Origin of the sequence: Bacteroides sp. MSK.20.12, assembly GCF_019052435.1 — a bacterium.
In the GTDB taxonomy this organism is placed as follows: Bacteria; Bacteroidota; Bacteroidia; order Bacteroidales; family Bacteroidaceae; genus Bacteroides; species Bacteroides xylanisolvens.
In genome coordinates, this window is record NZ_JAHQVH010000001.1 from 1 (window position 1) to 25,823 (window position 25,823).

Sequence of the window (25,823 nt, forward strand, 5' to 3'; positions counted from 1 at the left end):
CAGGTAGAGTGTGAAAAATTGCTTTTAAAAAGAGAATCTAACTTTTGTTTAACTTAACAGATGCACCTAATAGATATGGAAAACAACAAAAAAAATGCTTCATTTATTTCAATTGCTGGTTGGAAAAGAATGCAGCCATTGTCTTTTTTACTTTACGACGATTTTACTAATCAACAAAAATATGTTTAACTTTAAAAAACATGGTATGAAAAAAAACTATGTCACAACTGCTGTTGCCTTACTACTTTTAGCAGGATGTAGCAACGATATTAAAGAAACTGATATTCAGTTTACCGGTGATACGGGAGCGAAAGTTTCTTTTAGTGCAGTAATAAACAATCATGAGGCTAGCAATCTTGTTACAAGAGCTACGGAAACAAACTGGGAGGCAGAAGACTCGGTAGGAATCACTTGTGGTACGGAACAAGTGAATATTCATTACAAATACAAGGGCAATGGTCTTTTTGCAGCAAAAGGAGGAAATGCAGAAGAAATTTGGGTATTAGGTTCCGGAGAGTATGATGTAGTGGCATACGCTCCATTTTCTGGTACATCAGGTGAAGAACAACCTGTATTGGAAGTGACTACAGCCAGTGACAATCAAGCTACAGCAGAAGAACGTGCGAAGATAGATTTTCTTTTTGCTAAAGGGAAGGCTACATCACAAACCCCGAACGTGACATTAGCATTCAATCATGTGATGAGTCGTATTAGATTGGAGTTTCAAGCTGGCGAGGGTGTGGACTTAGCAGATATAACTTGCTATCTTATTGGGCTTAAGAATAATGGTACATTTAATCCTAAAACAGGGGAGACAACAGTCAGTGAAGACCCTGTTACGGACAAAGATGATATATATTGGGATAAAATAGGAGAGCAGGATAATTATACAGTACAAGCTATTTTACTGCCACAGAAGGTGCAAGGCAAAGTAACTATCCAAGCTAGAATGAACGGTTATCTTTATGAAGCCGAGTTTGCTAACTTGACAGAACTGAAATCAGGATTTTCTTATAATTATATCATCAAGACAAATAAATACGAGGACAATAATTATGTGTTGACAATTACAGAACAAACGCAAATAATAGGATGGGAGGATGAAAACCACGATCCTATAACATCCGACCCGAGTATAGCTGAAACTGGAACAGAGATAACCAATCCTAGTTGGAATATTACAGAAGAAACCGTAACTCCACAGCCTGTTGTGAAGTGATCTGTTTACCAATCTAATATAGATAAAAATGCTAAAAATATAAACATGAGATTTATGAAAATATATAATTATATATCAATGCTTTTTCTGGCTGGCGCAGCCGTAGTTGCGTCTTGCTCGCAAAATGAAGAACTGACCGGAGAAACCCCGGATTCTTTGCAGGGATTTCAGATTAGTGTGTCTGATGAAGGATTTATGGACGAAAGTGGTAAGACACGTGCTACAGAGAATGGATATACTACCCGATTTTCTAACGGAGATGCTATCGGTATATTTGCGGTAAGAGGAGAAACGGTGGTAGAGGATATCAAGAATCGGAAATTCACACTGACAGATGGCTATTGGGAATTGACTGATGGAGGGGATCCTATTGAATACAAAGGTTCACAATTTCAGCGGATGACTTTTTATGCATACTATCCGTATAATGCGAATGTGACTTTTGATCCGACGAAGGTGGATCCTTTTGAAACATACGTCAACAATTGGAAAATAGGCAGTGAACAAAATGAAGGAAATTATACACAATATGATTTGATGACGAGTACGGGTAGTGTTCAGGGGGATCGTTTGAAAGGACAGATCGCTTTTACTATGCAACATCGGATGGCTCTTGCGGTAGTGAAGATGCCTAATTTGACCTATAGCTTTACAAATGGCGGTATAGATGATTATTTGTTACCATTAACAGCCGGTTCGTTTACAGTGAACAATACTCAAGCAACTCCTTATTATCAGGAAAGTACGGATACATACCGTTTCTTGGTTAATCCGAAGAAGGAATTCTCAATTAAGGGTACTTATTCTGGAGTAAGTGAGATGGAATATGAAGCTAAAGGTACGCTGGAAGGAGGAACGGCGAAAATGTATACCATCGAAGATAAAAGTAAAATCAACCATACTTTGCAGGTAGGAGACTATTTTTGTGCAGATGGAAAAATAGTTTCAGTAGATGCGGAAACGGTGCCGGAGAATGTGATTGGTATTGTATGTTATGTAGGAAATTCACAACCCAGTGTAACACATACTGAACTCTATTCAGCAGAAGTTGATGCTTTGCGTCGCGATTTCCCTGCATGTACGCACGGTATAGTGCTATCTATTAAGAATTCTGTGGTAAAAGATAGTGAACAAAATGATGTTGCTTTGAAAATGTTCCATTCAAGTAAGTCCGGTTATTATTCAGACTGGTTTACTTCAGATGAGAATTGGGCAAACAAGTTTGTAGGTTGTAACACAGAGAAGGATGTTAACAAGAATGATGCTTCATTGGTTTTCCCAGCACTAATGGGATACAATAATACACAGTTACTTACTATGTGTTACGAAGGTATGGGTAGTCCTTCTACTTGCGACCATGCTTATGCGTATATCAAGGCTTATCGTGAAGCGGAAGCTATTCCGGCAAATGTGACTCCTTGGTATTTGCCCTCTATAATGTGTTGGGATACAGTCGCTAAGAATTTGAGTGTTATTAACCGTTGTCTCAAGAATGTAAATGGTGATGAGATGACCTCTGTCGAGTCAGGAACTAACAGTGGACACTATTGGAGTAGCACACAGCGTTCTCCAGCCAACCAATGGACACACGGTATGGCTGGTGGAAGATATCATATAATTTGTGAACGTGATTCGCGTGCCGGTTATTTCCGTATGATGCTTGCATTCTAAAATAATGACGGTATATAAAGTCCGTTAAAATTATACTTATATCATGAACATATACATATATGAATAAGAAAAACTTTATAAAGGGGACAACCTTACCTGTCGCTCTGTTTTTCACTATAGCAACTTTTGCACCTGCATGGGGATTGCAAACAGCTTCGGCAGCCATCGAAGTTGTACAGCAGCAAAGTACTATAAAAGGAACAGTAGTAGATAGCCAAGGCGAACCGATAATTGGAGCAAGTGTACTTGCGGAAGGAACATCTAATGGTACAATTACCGATATTGACGGTGTATTTAGAATAAATGTACGTCCCGGTGCGAAATTGAAAGTATCTTTTATAGGTTATACCGATAAAAAAGTAGTAGCGAAAAATGACATGAAAGTCATTCTGGTAGAGGATGTGACAGCACTTGAAGAGGTGGAAATCGTAGCTTATGGTACGCAGAAGAAAGTGACCATGACAGGAGCTATCGCTAGTGTGAAGGGAGAAGAATTGACCCGTGTATCTGTAGGTTCGGTTTCCAATGTATTAGGAGGGCAGATGACAGGTTTGACTACCGTACAATATTCCGGTGAGCCGGGAGCGGATGCCGCTGAAATTTTTATTCGTGGTAAAGCTACTTGGGAAAATTCTTCACCGTTAATTCAGGTAGACGGTGTGGATCGTGAAAGTATGAGTGATATCGACCCGAATGAAATTGAATCCATTTCTATCTTGAAAGATGCTTCGGCAACAGCCGTATTTGGTATTCGTGGAGCAAATGGGGTCATTTTGATTACAACTAAACGAGGAAAGGAAGGAAAGGCGAAAATTTCGTTTACTACTTCTGCTTCTGTATTGATGCCTACAAAAATGGTAGAACAGGCAAGTTCCTATGACTATGCCCGTTTTCATAATCAAATGATGTCCGGTGATGGCAAATCTGCCTTATTTAGTGATGGCGTGATTCAAAAATTTGCAGATGGTTCCGATCCTATTCGTTTCCCAAATATACAATGGGCTGACTATATTATGAAAAGCTCTACGCTTCAGAGCCAGCATAATCTGAACATCTCGGGAGGAACAGATAAAGTACGTTATTTCATCTCTGCAGGTGCTTATACGCAAGGAGGACTTTTTAGTGAGTTTGATCTTCCTTATAATTTAAGCTATCAGTACCGTCGGTTTAACTATCGTACAAACTTGGATATGGATGTCACTAAAACGACTACTTTGTCATTCAATATTAGTGGTAATGTGAATAATTCAGATCAACCGCGTACGAGTCAGGGATCTTCCGGATTGATTAAAAATATGTATTATGCTACTCCTTTCTCCAGTCCGGGAATCATAGATGGAAAATTGGTAAATTCGAGCGATGAGACTTATTCAGACGGACTGAAATTACCATTTACAGGAGGTACAGGTATGGGATATTATGGAAATGGGTTCAGCCAGACCAGCAACAATTCGCTGAATGTGGATGTGATTCTGGATCAAAAAATGGACTTCTTGACTAAAGGACTTTCTTTTAAAGTGAAGGGATCTTATAACAGCTCGTTTACAGTTAATAAAGTCGGTTCTGGTGGGTCTATTGCTACATACACTCCTGTATTGATGGATGACGGTAGTATTGCTTATCGTAAGTTTGGAGAGAATACAGATGTGAAGTATTCGTATACTACAGGCAAAGCACGTAATTGGTATATGGAAGCCAGCTTTAATTATAATCGTACTTTTGGTGATCATACGGTGACAGCCTTAGTTTTGTATAATCAACAGAAAGAGTATTATCCGAAATTATATTCGGACATTCCTCATGGATATGTCGGATTAGTCGGACGTGTCACTTATGATTGGAAGAGCCGCTATATGGCAGAGTTTAATGTGGGTTATAACGGTTCGGAAAACTTTGCGTCCGATTTGCGCTTTTCTTATTTCCCGGCTGGTTCTATAGGTTGGGTGATGAGTGAAGAGAAGTTTTTCCGTCCTTTGAAGTCGGTGGTTAGCTTCTTGAAATTACGTGCCAGTGTCGGTTTGGTAGGTAACGATAATATTGGAGGATCGCGGTTTATGTATATGGCTGATCCATATAATGTCGGTTTAGGTGACTTGGCAAATCGTGTAACGGCAAGTGGAGGAGCAACTAACGCCTGGGGATATGGATTCGGAACAGATAATGGTACTGTTAGTCTGGGTGCGCGTGAGGTAGCTAAGAATAACCCTGCTGTGACATGGGAAAAAGCTCTGAAACGGAACTATGGTGTTGATATTAACTTCCTTGATGACCGTCTGAAAACAACCTTTGAATATTATAAAGAACGTCGTAATGACATCCTTTTGCGTGACGGTACAGCTCCGGGAATGTTAGGGTTCATTACTCCCTATTCAAATTTAGGAAGTGTAGACAGTTGGGGCTGGGAACTTTCTTTAAAATGGAACGATAAGATTGGCGATAATTTCCGTTATTGGGCGGGTATTAACCTTTCTTATAATCAGAATGAGATTCTTGAAAAGAAGGAAGCACCGCAGAATAATTTATATCAATATCAGAAGGGACACCGTATCGGTTCGCGTAGTCAATATGTTTTCTGGCGCTTCTATGATGAGGATACACCTGCGCTATATGAGCAGACATTTAATCGTCCGTTCCCCACTCACGAGAGTATTCTTCAAAATGGAGATGCAGTATATGTTGACTTGAATGGTGACCGTAAGATTGATGCAAATGATGCAAGTTATGACTATGGCTTTACAGACGATCCTGAATATATGCTAGGTATTAATTTAGGATTCAGTTGGAAGAATCTGGAAATAAGTACTCAATGGACAGGGGCCTGGAATGTAAGTCGTATGATTTCGGATGTATTTCGTCAACCGTTTTATTCATCTTCCAATAGCGAGCAGGGAGGATTGTTGGCATACCATCTGGATCATACATGGACACCGGAAAATCCGTCACAATCTTCGGAGTATCCGAGAGCTACCATTGATAATGCAAAGAATAATTATGCTACTTCCACTTTATATGAGAAAGATGCCAAATACTTGCGTTTGAAAACTCTTCAGGTGGCATACAATTTTCACTTCCCATTAATGAAGAAACTTGGACTGAATACATGTCAGTTGGCTTTTGCAGGATATAATTTGTGGACGATTACACCTTATTTGTGGGGTGATCCGGAGGCAAGAGCTACTAATGCACCTTCTTATCCATTGTCCAAGACTTATACGTTGAGCTTGAAATTAGGATTCTAAAATAGATAAAGGAAAGATACAATGAAATTACAAAATAAATGGTTCATCGGTGCGATGTTGGGAGCGGCGGTTTGTTTGGTTTCCACTTCATGTGTGGACGAAATTAAATTCGGAAACTCTTTTTTGGATAAGGCACCGGGCGGAAATGCTACTATTGACACAGTGTTCAATAGTGCGGAATATACGCGCCAATTTTTGAATACCTGTTACAGTAGACAGTATTACGGATTACCTTATAATACGGACAGTAACGGTAATATTCCTGATTCTTCCAGTCCTTATTTAGGAAAGAAGGATGCGCTAACAGACTGCTGGTCACTTTATTTTAGTGACGCAACTGTATATCAGCAGTATTATTTGGGTTCTCTCAATGCCAACTATGGCACGCGTGGTAATATTTTCCCATATACACGGGAAATGGTATGGGAAGTAGTGCGTTGGTGTTGGTTGTTAATGGAAAATATAGATAGAGTGCCGGGTATGGATAATGCTGAAAAAACTCAGTTGGTGGCAGAAGCTAAATGCTTGATTGCGGCGCGCTATTTTGATATGTTCCGTCATTATGGAGGTCTTCCATTGTTATATGCTTCATTCACCGGTACGGAGTCAGGTTATGAAATCCCCCGTGCTACGGTAGAGGAGACTGTTAACTACATGATAAAGATGTTGGATGATGCTATCAATTCCGGCGGGTTGGTGTGGGCTTATGCTGATGCCGATCTTGCTAGCAAGGCCGGACACTGGACAAAGGCCGGTGCGATGGCATTGAAATGCAAAATCTGGCAATTTGCCGCTTCTCCGTTGTTTAACGATGTCAACGGATATGCAGGAGGAGCCTCAGAGGCTGAACAGCAACGTCTGGTATGGTACGGTGGCTATCGTGCGGAGCTTTGGGATAACTGTTTGAAGGCTTGTGAAGCATTCTTTAAAGAGCTGGAGAGTCAAGGCGGGTATAGCCTGAATAAGGCTTCGGAAGAAACACCGGAACAGTATCGTCAGGCATATCGTATGGGGTATATTCGTCAGAACAGCAAGGAGGTCTTGCATTCTGTCCGCACGAATATGTCGGACGCTTTCAACTCAAGTTCTTATATGTGGCATTCCTGGGCTGTTCCGTCACTTTGTCGTACCGAATATCCGCCTACACAGGAATATGTGGAGATGTTCCCATGGGCCGACGGTACTCCGTTTGACTGGAAAAAGACGGAAACAGAAGGTAAGTTGGATGCAATGTTCCTGACCGGAACATTCAAAAATGGAGAACAACTATTGTCGGAAATCGTATTAACCCGTGATCCTCGTCTGTATGAGCATTGCATGGTAAACGGATTGCCGAAGATGTTAGACTGGAGTGCAGGAACAATGTCCGGTTTACCTTATGAATTGTGGGTCGGAGGATACGATGAAGGACAAAATGCTGCACTTGAATCAGGTAACTATGCGACTGGTTATAAAAATATGAAATATTATTTGGGAACAGAGTACCAACGTCAGTATACGCATTGGGTATATCTTCGTTTATCTGACATTTATTTAACTTATGCAGAGGCCTTGCTTCAAGCCAAGAATGATCACCGGGGTGCTATTGACCAAATGAATATAGTACGTGCCCGCGTAGGATTGAAGAAAGATTTGGCGGAGTGTGTTACAGATAAGAATTTACTTTCTGACAAAGCAGCCTTATTGGAAGAATTGCTGTGCGAGCGTGTTCGGGAATTGGGGCTTGAAGATAGCCGTTACTTTGATCTTGTCCGTTACAAGCGTGCCGATCGTTTCGAGAAGCGCCTGCACGGGTTGCTCGCCTATCGTTTGGATGATACCGGTAATCGTATAACGGGAAATGCTAAATGGAATGAAGGAGATAAGAACAAGGGGGCATTGCAGCCTACTCGTTTTGAATATGAAAGGTTTGAGTTATCCAAGCCGGTCCGTCGGTGGTGGACATACGGATTTGATCCCAAATGGTATCTTTCTCCATTCCCGCAAACGGAAATTAACAAAGGATATGGATTGATTCAGAATCCGGGTTGGTAATGTGAGACAGCGAAATAGATTAAAACAATATTGAATATTGATTTATATGAGAAAAAATAAGATTCTGATACTGGCTTTACTGGTTTGTTTGAGCATTCCGGTCAGAGCACAGAATACAGACAACAACATTATAGGTATTGTTGTTGATAAATCGGGAAACCCAGTCTATGGAGCGTCCGTTAATGTGGAAGGTGGCGTAGTGGAGACCCGGGTTGAAACTGATAAAGATGGTAAATTCGAGATTGCGGTCGAGAAAGGACAACGTTTGAGTGTCGTTTCTGTCGACAAAGGCTCTACCACAGTTGTGGCAAAGACTGATGGTCCGATGACTATTGTGATGGGATATGCAGCTCAGACTATTGATGTGGGAGCTAACCGGATATTCAGTCGTCATGAATCAACAGCAGCTGTTTCTACCACCTATAACGAAGAGTTTAATAAGCGGTCTTCCCGGAATATATCCAATTCTTTATATGGATATGGATTGGGCCTTACTACTTTGCAGAATGCGGCCAGTACCGGGTTAATGGCAGATCCTACCTTTTATGTACGTGGTTTGCAGAGCTTGTCAAGTAGTACACCGCTTGTGCTGGTTGACGGTTTGGAACGAGACATGAGCTTGGTGAGCCCAGAAGAAGTAGAATCCGTTTCCATCCTGAAAGATGCCGCGGCTGTGGCATTGTACGGATACAAAGGGGTGAACGGTGCGATCTTGATTACTACAAAGCGTGGTAAGTACAAAACAAAAGAGATAACTTTTACGTATGATCATATCATTAACACTCAGTCTCGACGTCCGGAATTTGTAGATGCAGCTACGTATGCTTCTGCAGTGAATGAAGCGCGTGGATATGAAGGTTTGGGAGCTCGGTATACTCCGGAAGAAGTCGATGCTTTCCGTAATGGAGTAGGTAGTGGAGGGGCTTCCCGTATGTACCCTTATCTCTATCCTAATGTGAACTGGATTGATGAAACCTTTAAAGACAGAGGAGTTTCTAATAAATATACGATCGAATTCCGTGGGGGAGGAGCAAAGTTCCGCTACTATACTATGGCGAATTTATTAACAGACAAAGGGTTTATCAAAACCCCGAATGCAAATGACGGATATTCTACACAGAATATGTATTCACGTGCTAATTTGCGTACAAATCTGGATATTGATTTAACCGCCACTACCAAATTGAAGTTGAATCTTCTCGGTACCTTGTCCGAATCTCGGATTCCGGGGGCTTCGGTTAACCTATGGGATATGATTTATTCGATTCCTTCTGCAGCTTTTCCGGTTCGTACGGAAGATGACAGTTGGGGAGGAAGTACTACTTGGGCGGGAACATCGAATCCTGTCGCACAATCGCAGGGAGCTGCTTATTCTAAAGGACACTCTCGCAGTTTGTTTGCCGACCTTACCTTGTCACAAGATTTATCTGGTTTGCTGAAAGGATTGGGAGCAAACTTTCGTTTAGCTTATGACAACTATTCCAATATTCTGGAAGACCATAGCAAGACTTATACGTATGCCGGTTATGCAACAAGCTGGACAACTAACGGTCCGTTTTATACTGCCATTTCAGGTGGCGAATCCAGTGAAATGGGTTCGGGTGCAGGTATTGACAACTGGGCGCGCCAATTTAACTTTGCAGGTAGTGTCGATTACAATCGCTCGTTTCGGAAGTGGGATGTGTATTCTCAATTCAAATGGGATTATGAGTATCGTGATTCATACGGATTGAACACTACTATTTATCGGCAAAATGTATCCTGGTATAATCATGTAGGTTTCTCTAATCGCTATTATTTGGATCTGGCATTGGTTGGCTCGGCCTCCAGTTTATTGGCACCGGGGCATAAATGGGCTTTCTCGCCTACCATTTCTGCTGCTTGGGTGCTTTCGGAAGAAAAATGGTTGAAAGATGTGTCTTGGGTGAACTTCTTGAAATTGCGCGCTTCGTTTGGAGTGATCAATGTTGATTATCTGCCTAAAGACGGAAGTACTACCATATATGACTATTGGGACCAGATTTATACGACTACTGGTACACAGTATAAGTTTAACAGTAGTTACGACTCTGAATTCGGAAGTACTATTATCGGGCGCCTGGCAACTGCTAATTCGACACATGAGAAAGCGTATAAATACAATGTTGGTGTTGATGCCGTGTTGTTCAATGGACTGGACGTGACGGCAGAAGGCTATTACCAACGGAGAAAAGATATTTGGGTCTCTTCCGAAGGAAAATATACCGATGTGTTGGGCGTAGATGCTCCGTTCGAGAATGCCGGAATCGTTGATAGCTATGGCGTGGAACTAGGACTTAACTATATGAAACGGTTAGGAGATGTAGTGTTCAACCTTGGCGGTAATTTTGCTTGGAATAAGAATGAAATTAAGGAGCAACTGGAAGAACCGCGTTTATATAATAATCTTGTGCAAACAGGAAATCGGTTGGGACAAGTGTATGGAATGATAGCTGAAGGTTTCTTCAAAGATAAAGAAGATATAGCAAGCAGCCTTCCACAAAACTTTAGTACGGTAGTGCCGGGAGACATAAAATATAAAGATGTGAATGGAGACGGAATCATTGATGCCAATGATAAAACAGCTATCGGTTATAGTACGACAGCCCCGGAAATTTATTATTCTTTCCATTTGGGAGCCGAATGGAAAGGGATTGGAGTAGATGTAATGTTTCAGGGAACAGGTAACTATTCTGCTGTCTTGAATACGAAGAGTATGTTTTGGCCGTTGATAAATAATACGACACTTTCTACTCATTATTATGAGAATCGTTGGACACCGGAAAATCAAAATGCCAAATATCCTCGTTTGAGTTCACAGAGTAATGCCAATAACTATCAGGCTAATACAGTTTGGTTGGCGGACCGGTCATTCTTGAAGTTACGTAACGCGGAGGTGTATTACAGATTTCCGGAAGAATGGATGAAGAAGACTAAGATATTGGGGAGTGCCAAGTTATATGTCAGAGGAACAGACTTGTTCTGTTCAGATCATATTGATGTGACAGATCCGGAATGTTATGGTGTAGCGACTCCGCTGAATAAGAGTGTAGTAGTCGGTGTTACGATTGGTTTTTAATCATAAAAACAAAGCGAAAGAATGAAACTGAAAAACATTATCTACGGAATGATGTGTGTAGCCGCACTCGGTTCCTGCTCAGATAAGATGGAATATCATGAGTACAATAATTATGATGAGGATTTTGTGAAGCTCAACTTCGGTAATGTAGGAGGGCTGATAACAAATATCTATTTGTCCATGGATGTGGACTTTGGAAACTATAGCGGGGCAATTCTTGGTTCTGCTACCGATGAGTCCGAATATGCTTATTCGGGAAATCAGATTGAAGACTTTTACAATGGTTCTTGGAGTCCGTCGAATGCTAAAAGTAGCATGTGGACGTCCTGTTATGAAGGGATAGCCAATTGTAATTTATATCTGGAGAAGTTTACCGGACTGACATTTCCCGAGTTGGCTTTGAACAGTGATTATGCACAACAGATGTTCCGCTATACCAATTACCAGTATGAGGTACGTTTCCTTCGTGCATATTTCTACTTTAACTTGGTACGGCAATATGGAGATGTGCCGTTTAGCGACCATATATTAACAGCTGAAGAATCGAATACGTTATCGCGCAGACCGGCACAGGAGATTTTTGATTATATCATAGCCGAATGTGATGATATAAAAGATAAGATTATCGTCGATTACAGTAAACTGGGAGATATGGCATTGCCTAGTAGTCCGGCGGAAACAGGACGTGCCAACCGTAAAACGGTATTGGCCTTGAAAGCTCGTGCAGCATTGTATGCGGCAAGTCCTTTATTTAATCCGACTGATAATAAAGAACTGTGGCATCGTGCAGCTAAAGCCAATAAGGAAATTTTAGATGACAGTAATGGATTTGCTGAAAAGGCAAAACTATTAGTGGACGATTATTCATCACTATGGAGTAAGGACAGTTACAATGATGCTACTAGTGAATTGATTTTTCTCCGTCGTGCCACTACTACTACTAATTCTTTTGAGGGATATAACTTCCCGGTAGGGTTGGAAAATTGTAAAGGTGGAAACTGTCCCACACAGACACTGGTAGATGCGTATGAGATGAAGGATTCAGGGTTGCGTCCGGACGAGTTGGATAACTATGATCCTGCTAATCCTTATTATACCAACCGCGACCCTCGTTTCTATCTGACTATTGCCAAGAATGGGGACGAAAAGTGGCCTAACTGGAATACTGTTCCTCTGCAAACCTATCAGGGCGGACTAAATGCGGAGCCTTTGAGTGGCGGAACTCCGACTGGCTATTATCTGAAGAAGTATTGTCAGACGGCAGTAGACTTGCGTGCCGGTACAGCTTCAAAGACCTATCATTCATGGATTACATTCCGTTTTGGAGAGTTCTATTTGAATTATGCGGAAGCTGTATATAAGTATCTGGGTAGTCCGTATGCAACGGATAGTGAATTTACAACTTCGGCTGTGGATGCTATCAAAGTAGTTCGTACGCGTGCCGAGATGCCCGGATTCCCTCAAGGGATGACCAATGATGCTTTCTGGAAGAAATATCAGAATGAACGTATGGTAGAATTGGCCTTTGAAGGACATCGTTTTTGGGATGTACGTCGTTGGAAGGAGGGTGACAAACATTTCAAGAACATTGTTGAAATGAAGATTACGAAGAATGGGGATGATACTTATACGTATGAACGTAAGGTAAAAGAAAGAAGTTGGGATGATAAGATGTATTTCTTCCCGATTCCGCAGAGTGAAAAATCTAAGAATCCTAATTTGGAGCAGAATCCGGGGTGGTAACCCACAACCGGAATGCTGATGAATAGTGATAGGATATTCTTGCATAGAACGGATGTTTATAGAATAAAAAAACGAAAGAAATGAAGAAACATTATATAATACTGGGGCTGTTTTGTCTGCTGGCCATAGTTGCCTGCTCGGATAATGACCCCGTCGTTGAAGTGAACAATGGCAATCAGACGGAAGAGGAGTTGCCGCCTCTGCCTACTGAAGTTATAACGGGTAGCCGTGCAATGTGGGTTAGTTACGACCCGGCACCAAATGTTGACGCCAATAACTCTTCCGGCATATCATCCGCATTGATTAGCTGGAGATTACTGAAGACCGATCCGTCTAATGTTGCTTTTGATATTTATAAGTCGGTAGACGGCGAGACGGAAGTGAAATTGAATGAGAAACCTATTTCGAATACTACTTCTTGGGTGGATGCGGATATTGATGTATCAAAAACGAATGTATACCGGGTCACTCTTGCCAATCAGGCTGAAACGCTTTGCGATTATACCTTTACCTCTGAAATGGCAGAAAAGTTTTATCATGAGATTAGATTAAACATGAATGTACCCGATGCGTCGATTACATATTCTCCTGATGATATTCAGCTAGGTGACTTGGACGGTGACGGTGAATTGGAGATTGTGGTGAAGAGAGAACCGTATGATGGTGCCAACCAGGGGGGATGGAATAATGGTTCGACCTTGTTGGAAGCTTATAAGATGGATGGTACTTTTTTGTGGCAAATTGATTTGGGAATCAATATTCGTTCCGGTTCACATTATACTTCATATATTTTATACGATTTTGATGGAGATGGTTTATGTGAAATAGCTTTCCGCTCTTCAGAAGGTACAAAGTTTGGGGATGGTAAGGTCATTACCGATGCTTATGGTAATGTGAACGATTATCGAATTCGTCAGACTGACGCTGTGGGCTGGTATTCGGGAGCAAGTATTAATACAATTTGCGGTTTGATAATGGAAGGTCCCGAATATATCTCTATTTGCCGTGGATATGATGGACGTGAAATTACCCGGGTGGATAATATTCCTCGTGGTGGAAGTGGTTCAAAAGCGTCGCGTGCTAAATATTGGAGTGAATATTGGGGAGATGATTACGGAAACCGCATGGACCGTTTCTTTATCGGGGTGGCTTATCTGGATGGTATACCTGACGAAGCGACCGGAGTGAGAACAAGCAACCCCAGTCTGATCATCAGTAGAGGTATTTATCATAATTGGCAAGTATGGGCACTCGATTTGAAAGGGAATAAACTGGAAACCCGTTGGAAGTTTGATACAGCCGAACATTCTTCAAAATGGTTGTCCATGTGTTCGCATAGTTTTCGTGTAGCGGACTTGGACGATGATGGAAAAGATGAAATCTTGTATGGTTCTGCGGCTATAGATGATGATGGAAGCGAATTGTGGTGTACCGGAAACGGTCATGGTGACTGTTTATGTGTTGGCAAATTTATAAAAGACCGTTCAGGATTGCAAATTGTTGCTTCATTTGAAGAACCGGGCAATTATAATGGACAAGGACACGGTTATGGATGTCAAGTGATTGATGCAAGAGATGGTGGCTTGATTACCGGCCATGGAGCGGGTTCGACTACTGATGTCGGTCGTTGTATTGTGGCAGATATCGATCCGGATAGCCCGAATTTTGAGTACTGGTCTTCTTTGCAGGAAGGGGTATTCAGTTGTAGTGGCAGTGGATTGGTATCCAGTACATATCCTACAGGTATTGGTGGTGGAGTTTTGTATAATGTAGCCATTTATTGGAGCGGGCAGCCGACAAGAGAAATGCTGGACCGTGCTTGTGTCGTGAGCTATAAAGAGAACCCTGATGTAAACAAGACGAATAAGACTCGTTTGGTATATTTTGGAACTTACGGTAGCAATGACGGTAACCATAGCACCAAATACAATCCTTGTTACTATGGTGATTTTCTCGGTGACTATCGTGAAGAAGTAATAATGGGTTCAAGTGACATGAAATCTATTTATATATTCTCCACGAATCATCCTACCGAATTCCGTCTTCCTCACTTGATGACCGATCATAATTATGATATGTCTCAAGCGATGCAGAATATGGGATATAATCAGGGAACTAACTTAGGTTACTATGTAGGTGCTGAAACTTTGAAAAAAGCAGAATAAAAAGGTTTTTGAATAAGAAATCTCTTATTTGATATGAGTTTGTTGAAAAAGAACAATCCGGCTAACTGTCGGGTTGTTCTTTTTTCATATTTGAACGAATCGCCATATATATGGATAATATTCTATTTCTTAATTGAACGGCTCTCCCTACCTTTGTAAGGTGAGATAGCAAATATACATATGAAAAAACTCTTTATCCTTTTGTTCCTCTTCATCACTTTAGGAGCAAACGCACAAAACAATAAAGTTTCCGGCCTCAACGCCCGCCAGTTTCATAAATATTGGAAGGTAGAGTCGGAATCTCCGGATTATAAAGTGACATTTCAGGGTGATACCGCTGAAATACTGTCTCCTAAAGGCCTTACCTTATGGAGGAAAGAAAAGATGAGCGGGCGGGTAACCATTGAATATGATGCGTGTGTAGTTGTAGAAAAAGAAGGAGACCGTTTGAGTGACCTGAATTGCTTTTGGATGGCTTCGGACCCCAAACATCCTGATAATATATGGAAACGTGAGAAGTGGCGTAGCGGAATCTTTCTGAATTGTTATTCTTTGCAACTCTATTACATGGGATATGGTGGAAATTATAACTCTACTACACGCTTCCGTCGTTATGACGGCAATGAAGCAGGAATTACAGATCCCAAAGTACGTCCTGCCATACTGAAAGAATATACAGATACCGAACATTTGTTAAAAGCGAATCACTGGTATCACATTAAGATAACAAATGAAAATAATAGGGTTAGTTATTACATAGACGGCAAGCGACTGGTGGACTTCCGCGATGCCGAACCTCTGACAGAAGGATGGTTCGGCTTTCGCACCACCTTATCCCGTACCCGTATTACAAACTTCCGCTACGAATGTTTGCCATCCCAAACGTCTACTGTTCCTTTACATTGGATAGGCAATACTCCTGAACAAGACAAAGCTGTAAGTTTCGGAGTTCCTTTTGATGAAGGCTACCTATTTCCTGAAACTTCATTGCGACTAAAAACAGATAGAAATCAAGAGATTCCGGTAGATACTTGGCCATTGGCTTACTGGCCGGATGGTTCCGTGAAATGGAGCGGAGTTGCCGGAGTCATTCCTGCCGGAACAGAAAGACTGACATTAGAAAAAGCCCCCCGGAAAGCAAAAACTATCAATAAACAGCCTAATGCTTCTATTGCAATCACTGAAACGCCTGAAAATATTCAAATTGAAACAGGCCTAATTTCCGTATTTATTCCCCGACGCGGAGATTTCCTGATTGATAGCCTATTATATAAAGGAACTAAAGTAGGAGAGAAAGCGCGTCTGATTTGTAATACTCAAAGCGAGCCGATTCAAGAAAATACATCTCAAATATCTTTTACTCGTTACATAGGAGAAATAAAATCAGTAACCATAGAACGTCTGGGCTCTGTACGGGCACTTGTAAAGTTGGAAGGGATACATCGGAACACGGATAAGAAGATTGATACGAATCACTCTGAAGGGGAAGGGAACTATGCGAATAACTCTGATATGAACAAACGGAATAACCGTGAGTGGCTTCCTTTTGTGGTACGTCTCTACTTTTATGGTGGCAGTGAACAGATCAAAATGGTGCATAGTTTCGTCTATGACGGAGATCAGAAGAAAGATTTCATTCGTAGTTTGGGTATCCGTTTCGACGTTCCTATGCGTGAAGCTCTGTATAATCGTCATATTGCTTTCTCGTGTGCAGATGGAGGAGTGTGGAGCGAGCCGGTACAACCATTGGTAGGGCGTCGCATACTCACTTTAAATAAGACAGATAATAAGAAAAACAGTAATGAAAAGAAAGATGCACAACAGAAGTCAACAGATGAACCCTCCCTGCAACAACAGCAAATGGAAGGCAAACGTATTCCACCTTATGAATCTTTCGATGAAAAGAACCGCTCTCTGCTCGATAACTGGGCTTCATGGAATGATTACCGTCTGTCTCAACTCACTGCCGATGCTTTCTCCATTCGTAAACGTGCCAATAACGATAATCCCTGGATAGGGACCTTTTCCGGCACACGTAGCGATGGATATACTTTTGTTGGAGATATTACCGGAGGATTAGGACTTTGTATGCATGACTTTTGGCAGTCTTATCCCTCTTCTATTGAAATTTCAGACGCACGAACCCCGGTAGCTACCCTTACCGCTTGGTTGTGGAGCCCGGAGTCCGAGCCTATGGATTTGCGGCATTATGATCGTATAGCTCATGACCTGAATGCCAGCTATGAAGATGTTCAGGAGGGCATGAATACGCCATACGGCATTGCCCGTACAACTACGTTTACACTGATCCCACAAAGTGGTTATACCGGGAAAAAGGCTTTTGCAGATTATGCCAAACAGTTTTCTAGCCCTAGTCTGTTAATGCCAACCCCGAATTATCTTCATGCCCGCCAAGCTTTCGGGATATGGAGTCTCCCTGACCGTACTACTCCATTCCGTACTCGTGTAGAAGACCGCTTGGATGCTTACATTGACTTCTATCAGAAAGCAATCGAACAAAACAAGTGGTACGGTTTCTGGAATTACGGTGATGTGATGCACGCTTATGACCCCGTTCGTCATACCTGGCGTTACGATGTCGGAGGATTTGCCTGGGACAATACGGAACTGGCTTCTAATATGTGGCTATGGTATAATTTCCTGCGTACCGGGCGTATTGATATTTGGCGTATGGCAGAAGCTATGACGCGTCATACAGGTGAAGTGGATGTCTATCATATCGGTCCCAATGTCGGATTAGGCAGTCGGCATAATGTAAGTCATTGGGGATGCGGAGCTAAAGAAGCGCGAATCAGCCAGGCCGCCTGGAACCGTTTCTACTATTACCTTACTACGGACGAACGTTGCGGTGATTTAATGACTGAAGTGAAGGATGCCGACCACAAACTCTATGACTTGGACCCTATGCGCCTGGCCCAACCTCGCAGTGAATATCCTTGTTCTGCTCCCGCCCGTTTGCGTATCGGTCCCGACTGGCTGGCTTATGCCGGTAATTGGATGACAGAATGGGAGCGCACAGGTAACACAACTTATCGTGATAAAATAATAGCAGGAATGAAAAGCATTGCCGCCCTGCCTAACCGCCTTTTTACCGGTCCCAAAGCTCTAGGATTTGATCCGTCAACAGGGATCATCACAACCGAATGTGACCCCAAACTGGAAACAACCAACCATTTAATGACGATCATGGGCGGATTTGAGATAACCAATGAAATGATGCGTATGATTGATATACCCGAATGGAAAGACGCCTGGCTTGACCATGCTGCACGTTACAAGAAGAAAGCATGGGAACTTAGCCATAGCCGTTTTCGTGTCTCCCGCCTGATGGCTTACGCAGCTTATCACTTGCATAATACCCAAATGGCTGAAGAAGCCTGGAAAGATTTGTTTACCCGGTTGGAACATACACCTGCACCGCCTTTCCGCATCACTACCATACTTCCGCCGGAAGTACCGTCTCCATTAGATGAATGTACGAGCATCAGCACGAATGATGCTGCTCTTTGGAGTCTGGATGCTATTTATATGCAGGAAGTTATTCCAATAGATAACTGAACGAGTGTAAAGTAGCACTAGTTGCCTCCCAATCTATTAATAGCAAAGTTCTTCCGCATTAAGGGTAAACTTCCTTTCTTTTAATACCAAACTTACAATCAACTTATTATAAACTATAAACGCAAGTTCTGTTTTTATAAATGAAGCTTTTGATTATAAAAACAAAACTTGCATTTTTATAAACGGAACTTGCGTTTATAGATTAGTCTTAAGCAACTGATACTTTGGTACTAATCCAAAAGAAGTTTGCAAAGGGATAAGAGTAACTTTTCTATTAATAGATTACGGGATAAATAGCGTACTTTATCCCTTATGTTCTTACTTTAAGTAATTCTTTAACGGGCAATTGCTCTTTTTCAACCCTTCAACAATGCTTTTCGCATTCATGTGCGCTCCTTTCAAAGAAGAGTGTGTATGGTCATGATTATAGTAAGTTGCTGCTTTCTTCACACCTTTCTTTTCTAGTTTATCGGCACTAATCTTATTCAGATCGATAAAATAAGCTCCCGTAGCTTCCGCAGCTTCACGTGTCCACTTGCCAAAAGACTCGGTATTACGTTCTATTTTTCCATCTTTCCATTTGTTGCGTGGCGTATGACTAAGAACGATGGGAATGGCACCTTTCTCCTGAACATCCATGATGAACTTTCGAAGATACCAGCCGAAAGTATAAACAACTTGATATTTGCCTGTCTTTTCCATTAGAAAGACTTTGCTCTCATCTCCCGAACCGCGCAATTCGGCACGGGCTTTCCCTTTGTTTATATCTCCTGCATCATTATGCCCGAACTGAATCAGAACGAAGTCCCCCGGTTGCAAGGCATTGTATACCTTATCCCAACGACCTTCATCGAGGAAAGTACGTGCACTACGTCCTGCCATAGCCCGGTTCTCAACGGAAATCTTATTTAGATTGAACTCGTCAGCAATTACGCTTCCCCAACCCCACATACCGTTTTTGTCTTTATCTTCATTTCGGACCGTACTGTCTCCGATAGTAAACAATACCGGACGTCCCTCTTTCCGACTGGAACCTGTCACTGTATCTTTCTCAACAGGTTTCAGATAATTGGCTAATTCCAGCCCTTCATATGCACGTATTCCGTCGGCAGCAGATTCTGCATTTACCTTAGCACCGAAAGCACTTGTATGTATACGGTCGATGTAGAACATATATTTCACCTTATTCTTGCCGAACTTTTCAAATTTGCGGGCGCTGATATCATTTAAGTCAATAAAAGGAACATGCTGTTCTTCTGCCACCTGCTTTGCCCACAATCCGAAAGTTTTGTTGACACGTGTGATGATGGTGCTGTCTTTATCTTCCCAAGCATTGCGGGGAGTAAGCGAGAATAGGATCGGATGAGCACCTTTGGCTTTTACATCCTGAATGAAACGACGCATATATTCCCCGTAGGTATATACGGTTTCTTTTACTCCGGTTTCTTTAATTGTTACGTTCAGTGTATCTTTGCCAATTCCGGGAATGGAAGCACGGGCACGTCCGCTGTCGTATGGGCCGTTGTCATTGTGCCCCAGTTCGATGATAACCCAGTCTCCCGGGCGTACTCCTTTGATTACATCCGGCCATAAACGGTTATAGAAAGTACGGCTACTGGTTCCACCCAATGCATGATTCTCTACAGTAATCCGGTTAGAGTCGAAATAATCGCCTGCATAATAGCCCCATCCCCATTGTCCGTTGTTGCCGTTTCCTAAAGTTCCGGTACGCATGGTAGAGTTACCTACCAGGAACAGAACAGGGTTGTCACCTTTCCGGCTCGAACCGGCTTCCGGTCGCGAGGTACGTGCTTTATTCAGGCTGTCCAGCGTGTTGTCAATTACTTGATTGACGTCTGCCATGGGAGCGGAAACTTTATTTTGCGCTTGCAGTTGCAAACTAAATGTAATGGCCATCAGCCAACATATATACGGGAATAATTTGTTTTTCATGAATCTGTTTTCTTTGAAATCCCTCACTGACCGGTGTCTAAACAGTCAGTGAGGGAACTAGCTACTAACTAACCTCTAACTAAACCTAATGAATGATTATCTTTAAACCTAATGAAAAAACTGTCTATGTTATTTTAATTTATAAACTTCTGTTCCGGCAAGCAGGAAACAACCGACTCCGTAGTCTTCAAAGTCGGGCACACTCTTATAAGTAACCGGCTGTCCGTCTTTAGGCTCTTTGCCTGTTCCCTGCACATATCCCAGGAATCCGTTCGGATGTACGGCATCTTTCACCATAGCGTTCCATGCTTTTAAAAGGACGGGAAGATATTCTTTGCGGTCGAGCAGTCCGTTGCGCACTCCCCAAGCCATACCGTATACAAACAGTGCTGTTCCGGAAGTCTCTTTACCTCCGAAGTTCGTCGGATCATGAAGACTCACATTCCAGAAACCATCTTCACGCTGACATTTTTTGAGTGCCTTGCTCATAGCGAGAAAATCATTTATATAATCCTGGCGATGTGTTTCATTGGCAGGGATTTCATCCAATACCCGTACAAGAGCTGCATATACCCAGCCGTTTCCACGACTCCAGTAACAATCTTCTCCATTCGGTTCTTTGTAAGGAGGATCAAAGTCCTGATCGCGCCACCACAAGCAGTCTTTAGGATTATACATTCCGGCTTCTCCGTGCACGTTACGAGTGTAAGAATACATATCCCACATCTTATCGTAGTATTTCTGTTCACCGGTCATTTTTCCAAACTTTGCATAGATTGGCATTGCCATCTGGATAGCGTCAATCCACCACCAATCGTTCACCTGCGGAGTGTTGACTACCATATCGATACTTGCTTTTATATTCCGGATCATATTCGGATCGGACGGACACATATTATAAAGGTCGATATAAACTTGTCCGCAGCAATGGTCGTCTGCGTTACGGGTCGTATTGCCGTTTCTCATTCCCCATTTGTGGAAATCAGCCCAATCGTAGGCATACTTATAATAATCCTCACGAGGGTAAATGCCATACAGAGCCATTAATCCTTCATAATATACGCCTCTCGTCCATATATTGCTTGGACGAACTCTGCCATAGAAAGAAGGCAATGTGTAATCGGCATACTTTTTCATAAAGTAGTCGTTTACTTTTACGATAGTCTCTAAAGTCTCTTTTTGTGCAGGTAACTCTTGTGCCATGACCGGCTTTCCTGTCATAAGACAAAGAAGAGTTACTGTAAAGAATGAGAGTAGTGATTTCTTCATGGTGAAATAATTCTGTTTTATTAATTGGGTGTTCATTCTAATTTTCATTGGCAAAGATAAGGGACGCACTTTTCTTTTTCAATGGATTTCCGTTCAGATATATTCATTTTTGTTCACCAGGTAGTTATAATGCGGTTTAAAAGTGGGCTATATGATGATTTCTACATAGATCTGTACAATATTCTATTTTATAAGTAGGCTGTGCCGCTTACTTTTGTGTTGTAAATTGATTAACGATAAAACTATGAAATGCATGAGTGCTTTTTTAAGTCTGTGTCTGATAGCTGCTTTTGTAGTGGCGCAGCCGAACTATGACTTTTCGAAACTGAAACGCGAACATTTTGGACGCGGTGTAATTGCCATCAGAGAGAATCCATCTACTGTTGCCGTGTCTTGGCGTTATCTGTCCTCCGACCCGATGGACGAGTCTTTTGATGTTTATAGAAACGGTGAAAAGGTAAACAAATATCCGATAAGAAATGCGACTTTCTTTCAGGATATATATAAAGGTACGGAATCTGTACTTTATACCGTCAAAGCTATCCAATCAAAAACGGAAAGCTGTTATCAATTGCCGTCCGATGCTCCGGCTGGTTATCTGAACATTCCGCTGAATCGTCCTGAAAACGGTACGACTCCGGCAGGGCAAAGTTATTTCTATGCTCCTAATGATGCCAGTATCGGCGATGTGGACGGTGACGGGGAATATGAGATTATCTTGAAATGGGATCCGTCGAACGCACACGATAATTCGCATGACGGTTACACCGGAGAGGTATATTTCGATTGTTATAAATTAAACGGGCAACATTTATGGCGCATTAATCTGGGACGTAATATACGTGCCGGTGCACACTACACCCAGTTTATGGTGTTTGACTTCGATGGTGACGGTAAAGCGGAAGTAGTAATGAAAACCGCCGACGGAACAGTGGACGGAAAAGGAAAAGTGATTGGAGATGCGCAAGCTGACTATCGGAATGAACAGGGACGTATTTTGACCGGACCGGAATATCTGACTGTCTTCAACGGACTGACAGGAGAAGCGATGCAAACAATTGATTACGTACCGGGAAGAGGAAACCTGATGGACTGGGGAGACAATCGTGGTAATCGTAGTGACCGCTTTTTGGCTTGCGTAGCCTATCTCGACGGCATCCATCCTAGTGTTGTGATGTGTCGTGGGTATTATACCCGTACAGTATTGGCAGCATACGACTGGAATGGAAAGGAACTGAAAGAACGCTGGATTTTCGACAGTAACCATCCCGGTTGTGAAGACTATGCCGGACAAGGTAATCATAACCTTCGGGTAGGTGACGTAGACGGTGACGGATGCGATGAGATTATCTACGGCTCGTGTGCCATCGACCATAACGGCAAAGGGCTGTACACAACGAAGATGGGACATGGAGACGCGATTCATCTGACTCATTTCGATCCTTCCCGCAAAGGGTTGCAAGTATGGGACTGTCACGAAAACAAGCGTGACGGAAGTACGTACAGAGATGCGGCAACCGGAGAAATACTTTTCCAGATAAAAGATAGTACAGATGTCGGGCGTTGCATGGCGGCTGATATTGACCCGACCCATCCGGGCGTTGAAATGTGGTCTCTTGCTTCCGGAGGAATAAGAAATATAAAAGGAGAAGTGGTGAAAGCCCGTGTCAGAGGATTGTCATGTAATATGGCTGTCTGGTGGGACGGTGATTTACTGCGCGAACTATTGGATAGAAATATAGTCAGCAAATATAATTGGAAGAAAGGAGTCTGTGAGCGTATAGCCATTTTCGAAGGAGCTCTTTCCAACAACGGAACGAAGGCAACACCTTGCCTGCAAGGGGATATTGTAGGCGACTGGCGGGAAGAAGTACTGTTGCGCACAGCCGATAATACCGCTTTGCGGCTTTATGTCTCTACCATTCCCACTGATTACCGCTTCCACACCTTTTTGGAGGATCCTGTTTATCGCATCAGTATCGCTACCCAGAACGTAGCTTACAACCAGCCGACACAACCGGGATTCTACTTTGGACCGGATTTGCAGGGAACTCTATTCAGAGGATGTAAAATATCTAAAAAATAAAATATGAATATTCGTATCATAGCCATTGCTTCGTTGCTGATAGCTTTGCCTGTCAGCGCACAGAAAAAGAAAACTGTAGTGAATGACTCAAACACCCCTTTGCATTTATTGCAACCTGCTTATCAGGGCACGTATGGTGATTTGGCACCGGAACAGGTAAAGAAAGAGGTAGACCGTGTATTTGCTTATATAGATAAGGAGACTCCCGCCCGTGTGGTAGACAAGAATACGGGTAAAGTGATTACCGACTATACAACGATGGGAGAGGAGGCACAACTGGAGCGTGGAGCTTTCCGTTTGGCAAGTTATGAATGGGGAGTGACCTACTCTGCCTTGATAGCGGCATCCGAAGCTACGGGCGACATACGCTATATGGATTATGTACAGAATCGTTTCCGGTTTCTGGCCGAAGTAGCACCGCATTTCAAGCGTGTTTATAAAGAAAAGGGTACAACGGACCCGCAGTTGCTTCAAATCCTCACTCCGCACGCACTGGATGACGCAGGAGCTGTATGCGCGGCGATGGTGAAAGTTCGTTTGAAAGATCCCTCGCTTCCTGTGGATGAACTGATACGTAATTATTTTGATTTCATCATTAATAAAGAGTATCGTCTGGCAGATGGAACTTTTGCACGCAACCGTCCGCAGCATAACACTCTTTGGCTGGATGATATGTTTATGGGTATTCCGGCAGTAGCACAGATGAGTTATTATGACAAGGGGCAAAAAGATAAATATCTGGCAGAAGCAGTGAGACAATTCCTGCAATTTGCCGACCGCATGTTTATCCCCGAAAAAGGACTGTATCGTCACGGATGGGTGGAAAGCAGTAGCGATCATCCTGCTTTTTGTTGGGCGCGCGCCAACGGTTGGGCTATGTTGACGGCTTGCGAACTGCTCGACGTTCTACCAGAAGACTATCCTCAACGTGCGAAAGTGATGGATTATTTCCGGGCTCATGTACGTGGAGTGACAGCCTTGCAAAGCGGAGAAGGACTTTGGCACCAACTGCTCGACCGGAATGATTCTTACCTAGAAACTTCCGCTACTGCAATATATGTATACTGTCTGGCACACGCCATCAATAAAGGATGGATTGACGCCATTGCTTACGGACCGGTTGCCCATCTGGGATGGCATGCCGTAGCCGGCAAGATAAATGCGGAGGGGCAAGTGGAAGGAACCTGTGTCGGTACGGGAATGGCTTTCGACCCCGCTTTTTACTATTACCGTCCGGTCAATGTATATGCGGCTCATGGTTACGGACCGGTTCTTTGGGCAGGTGCGGAAATGATTCGCCTGTTGAAAAATCAATATCCGAAGATGAATGACAGTGCCGTTCAATACTACCAGGTGAAACAAAAGACGACAGCACCTATTTTTGCTATCGACACGGAAGAAAAGAAAGATTAACTTTAAATAGATTGAAACCATGAAACGAGAAGCATTTAAAATGTATTTGAAACCCGGATGTGAAGCCGAATATGAAAAAAGACATGCTGCCATCTGGCCCGAACTGAAAGCACTGCTTTCACAGAATGGAGTGTCGGACTATTCGATTTATTGGGATAAAGAAACAAATATCCTGTTTGCTTTTCAAAAAACGGAAGGGGGAGCAGGTTCGCAGGATTTAGGCAATACGGAAATCGTACAGAAATGGTGGGACTATATGGCGGATATCATGGAAGTGAATCCGGACAATTCACCGGTATCCATTCCTTTGCCGGAAGTATTCCACATGGATTGAGTTTTCAGTAATTCTATCAGT

At 42.6% G+C, this 25,823-nt stretch carries 13 protein-coding genes; 11 read left to right on the forward strand and 2 right to left on the reverse strand.

The window, feature by feature from the left end:
• Positions 1-205: 205 nt before the first annotated feature.
• From KTR06_RS00005 to KTR06_RS00040, 8 genes are all read left to right on the forward strand, one after another.
• Positions 206-1,219, forward strand: a complete 1,014-nt coding sequence (locus tag KTR06_RS00005; protein ID WP_157133807.1) for a fimbrillin family protein — start codon at positions 206-208, stop codon at positions 1,217-1,219.
• 45 nt (positions 1,220-1,264) lie between these two features.
• On the forward strand, positions 1,265-2,890 hold the full coding sequence (locus tag KTR06_RS00010; protein ID WP_217289813.1) for a fimbrillin family protein: 1,626 nt from the start codon (positions 1,265-1,267) through the stop codon (positions 2,888-2,890).
• A 59-nt stretch (positions 2,891-2,949) separates the two neighbouring features.
• A complete protein-coding gene (locus tag KTR06_RS00015) occupies positions 2,950-6,129 on the forward strand; it encodes a TonB-dependent receptor (RefSeq protein WP_004301566.1) in 3,180 nt (1,059 codons plus the stop codon).
• A 21-nt stretch (positions 6,130-6,150) separates the two neighbouring features.
• A complete protein-coding gene (locus KTR06_RS00020) occupies positions 6,151-8,163 on the forward strand; it encodes a RagB/SusD family nutrient uptake outer membrane protein (protein ID WP_134993177.1) in 2,013 nt (670 codons plus the stop codon).
• A 46-nt stretch (positions 8,164-8,209) separates the two neighbouring features.
• Positions 8,210-11,260: a SusC/RagA family TonB-linked outer membrane protein gene (locus tag KTR06_RS00025; RefSeq protein WP_217289814.1), complete on the forward strand. Its 3,051-nt coding sequence runs from the start codon at positions 8,210-8,212 to the stop codon at positions 11,258-11,260.
• A 21-nt stretch (positions 11,261-11,281) separates the two neighbouring features.
• On the forward strand, positions 11,282-13,003 hold the full coding sequence (locus KTR06_RS00030) for a RagB/SusD family nutrient uptake outer membrane protein (protein WP_074556779.1): 1,722 nt from the start codon (positions 11,282-11,284) through the stop codon (positions 13,001-13,003).
• Positions 13,004-13,083: 80 nt separating this feature from the next.
• The gene (locus KTR06_RS00035) at positions 13,084-15,168 is read left to right on the forward strand and encodes a hypothetical protein (protein WP_004308492.1); all 2,085 of its coding nucleotides are present in this window, start codon (positions 13,084-13,086) and stop codon (positions 15,166-15,168) included.
• A 180-nt stretch (positions 15,169-15,348) separates the two neighbouring features.
• A complete protein-coding gene (locus tag KTR06_RS00040; RefSeq protein WP_217289815.1) occupies positions 15,349-18,747 on the forward strand; it encodes a DUF6250 domain-containing protein in 3,399 nt (1,132 codons plus the stop codon).
• Between the two features lie 318 nt (positions 18,748-19,065).
• On the opposite strand, the gene KTR06_RS00045 is transcribed toward KTR06_RS00040, so the two are convergent.
• Positions 19,066-20,700: a rhamnogalacturonan acetylesterase gene (locus KTR06_RS00045; protein ID WP_217289816.1), complete on the reverse strand. Its 1,635-nt coding sequence runs from the start codon at positions 20,698-20,700 to the stop codon at positions 19,066-19,068.
• 129 nt (positions 20,701-20,829) lie between these two features.
• Positions 20,830-21,969 carry a glycoside hydrolase family 88 protein gene (locus tag KTR06_RS00050; protein ID WP_004312573.1) on the reverse strand — a complete coding sequence of 380 codons (1,140 nt, stop codon included), beginning with the start codon at positions 21,967-21,969 and terminating at the stop codon, positions 20,830-20,832.
• 244 nt (positions 21,970-22,213) lie between these two features.
• Between KTR06_RS00050 and KTR06_RS00055 the strand changes: the two genes are divergently transcribed.
• Genes KTR06_RS00055 through rhaM form a run of 3 tightly spaced genes read left to right on the forward strand, consistent with a single transcriptional unit; the run spans position 22,214 to position 25,802 of the window.
• Complete coding sequence (locus KTR06_RS00055; RefSeq protein WP_217289817.1) at positions 22,214-24,055, forward strand: rhamnogalacturonan lyase; 1,842 nt, start codon at positions 22,214-22,216, stop codon at positions 24,053-24,055.
• A gap of 3 nt (positions 24,056-24,058) precedes the next feature.
• Positions 24,059-25,468, forward strand: a complete 1,410-nt coding sequence (locus KTR06_RS00060) for a glycoside hydrolase family 105 protein (protein ID WP_217289818.1) — start codon at positions 24,059-24,061, stop codon at positions 25,466-25,468.
• A gap of 19 nt (positions 25,469-25,487) precedes the next feature.
• Positions 25,488-25,802: an L-rhamnose mutarotase gene (rhaM, locus tag KTR06_RS00065; protein ID WP_004308498.1), complete on the forward strand. Its 315-nt coding sequence runs from the start codon at positions 25,488-25,490 to the stop codon at positions 25,800-25,802.
• The last annotated feature ends 21 nt before the right edge of the window (positions 25,803-25,823 follow it).

What these genes read in the sequence shown, in the direction of transcription:
- KTR06_RS00010 (WP_217289813.1), top strand. Translation starts at nt 1,265, where the DNA reads ATGAGATTTATGAAAATATATAATTATATATCAATGCTTTTTCTGGCT.
- KTR06_RS00030 (WP_074556779.1), top strand. Translation starts at nt 11,282, where the DNA reads ATGAAACTGAAAAACATTATCTACGGAATGATGTGTGTAGCCGCACTC.
- KTR06_RS00055 (WP_217289817.1), top strand. Translation starts at nt 22,214, where the DNA reads ATGAAATGCATGAGTGCTTTTTTAAGTCTGTGTCTGATAGCTGCTTTT.
- rhaM (WP_004308498.1), top strand. Translation starts at nt 25,488, where the DNA reads ATGAAACGAGAAGCATTTAAAATGTATTTGAAACCCGGATGTGAAGCC.
- KTR06_RS00005 (WP_157133807.1), top strand. Translation starts at nt 206, where the DNA reads ATGAAAAAAAACTATGTCACAACTGCTGTTGCCTTACTACTTTTAGCA.
- KTR06_RS00050 (WP_004312573.1), bottom strand. Translation starts at nt 21,969, where the DNA reads ATGAAGAAATCACTACTCTCATTCTTTACAGTAACTCTTCTTTGTCTT.
- KTR06_RS00040 (WP_217289815.1), top strand. Translation starts at nt 15,349, where the DNA reads ATGAAAAAACTCTTTATCCTTTTGTTCCTCTTCATCACTTTAGGAGCA.
- KTR06_RS00045 (WP_217289816.1), bottom strand. Translation starts at nt 20,700, where the DNA reads ATGAAAAACAAATTATTCCCGTATATATGTTGGCTGATGGCCATTACA.
- KTR06_RS00020 (WP_134993177.1), top strand. Translation starts at nt 6,151, where the DNA reads ATGAAATTACAAAATAAATGGTTCATCGGTGCGATGTTGGGAGCGGCG.
- KTR06_RS00060 (WP_217289818.1), top strand. Translation starts at nt 24,059, where the DNA reads ATGAATATTCGTATCATAGCCATTGCTTCGTTGCTGATAGCTTTGCCT.
- KTR06_RS00025 (WP_217289814.1), top strand. Translation starts at nt 8,210, where the DNA reads ATGAGAAAAAATAAGATTCTGATACTGGCTTTACTGGTTTGTTTGAGC.
- KTR06_RS00015 (WP_004301566.1), top strand. Translation starts at nt 2,950, where the DNA reads ATGAATAAGAAAAACTTTATAAAGGGGACAACCTTACCTGTCGCTCTG.
- KTR06_RS00035 (WP_004308492.1), top strand. Translation starts at nt 13,084, where the DNA reads ATGAAGAAACATTATATAATACTGGGGCTGTTTTGTCTGCTGGCCATA.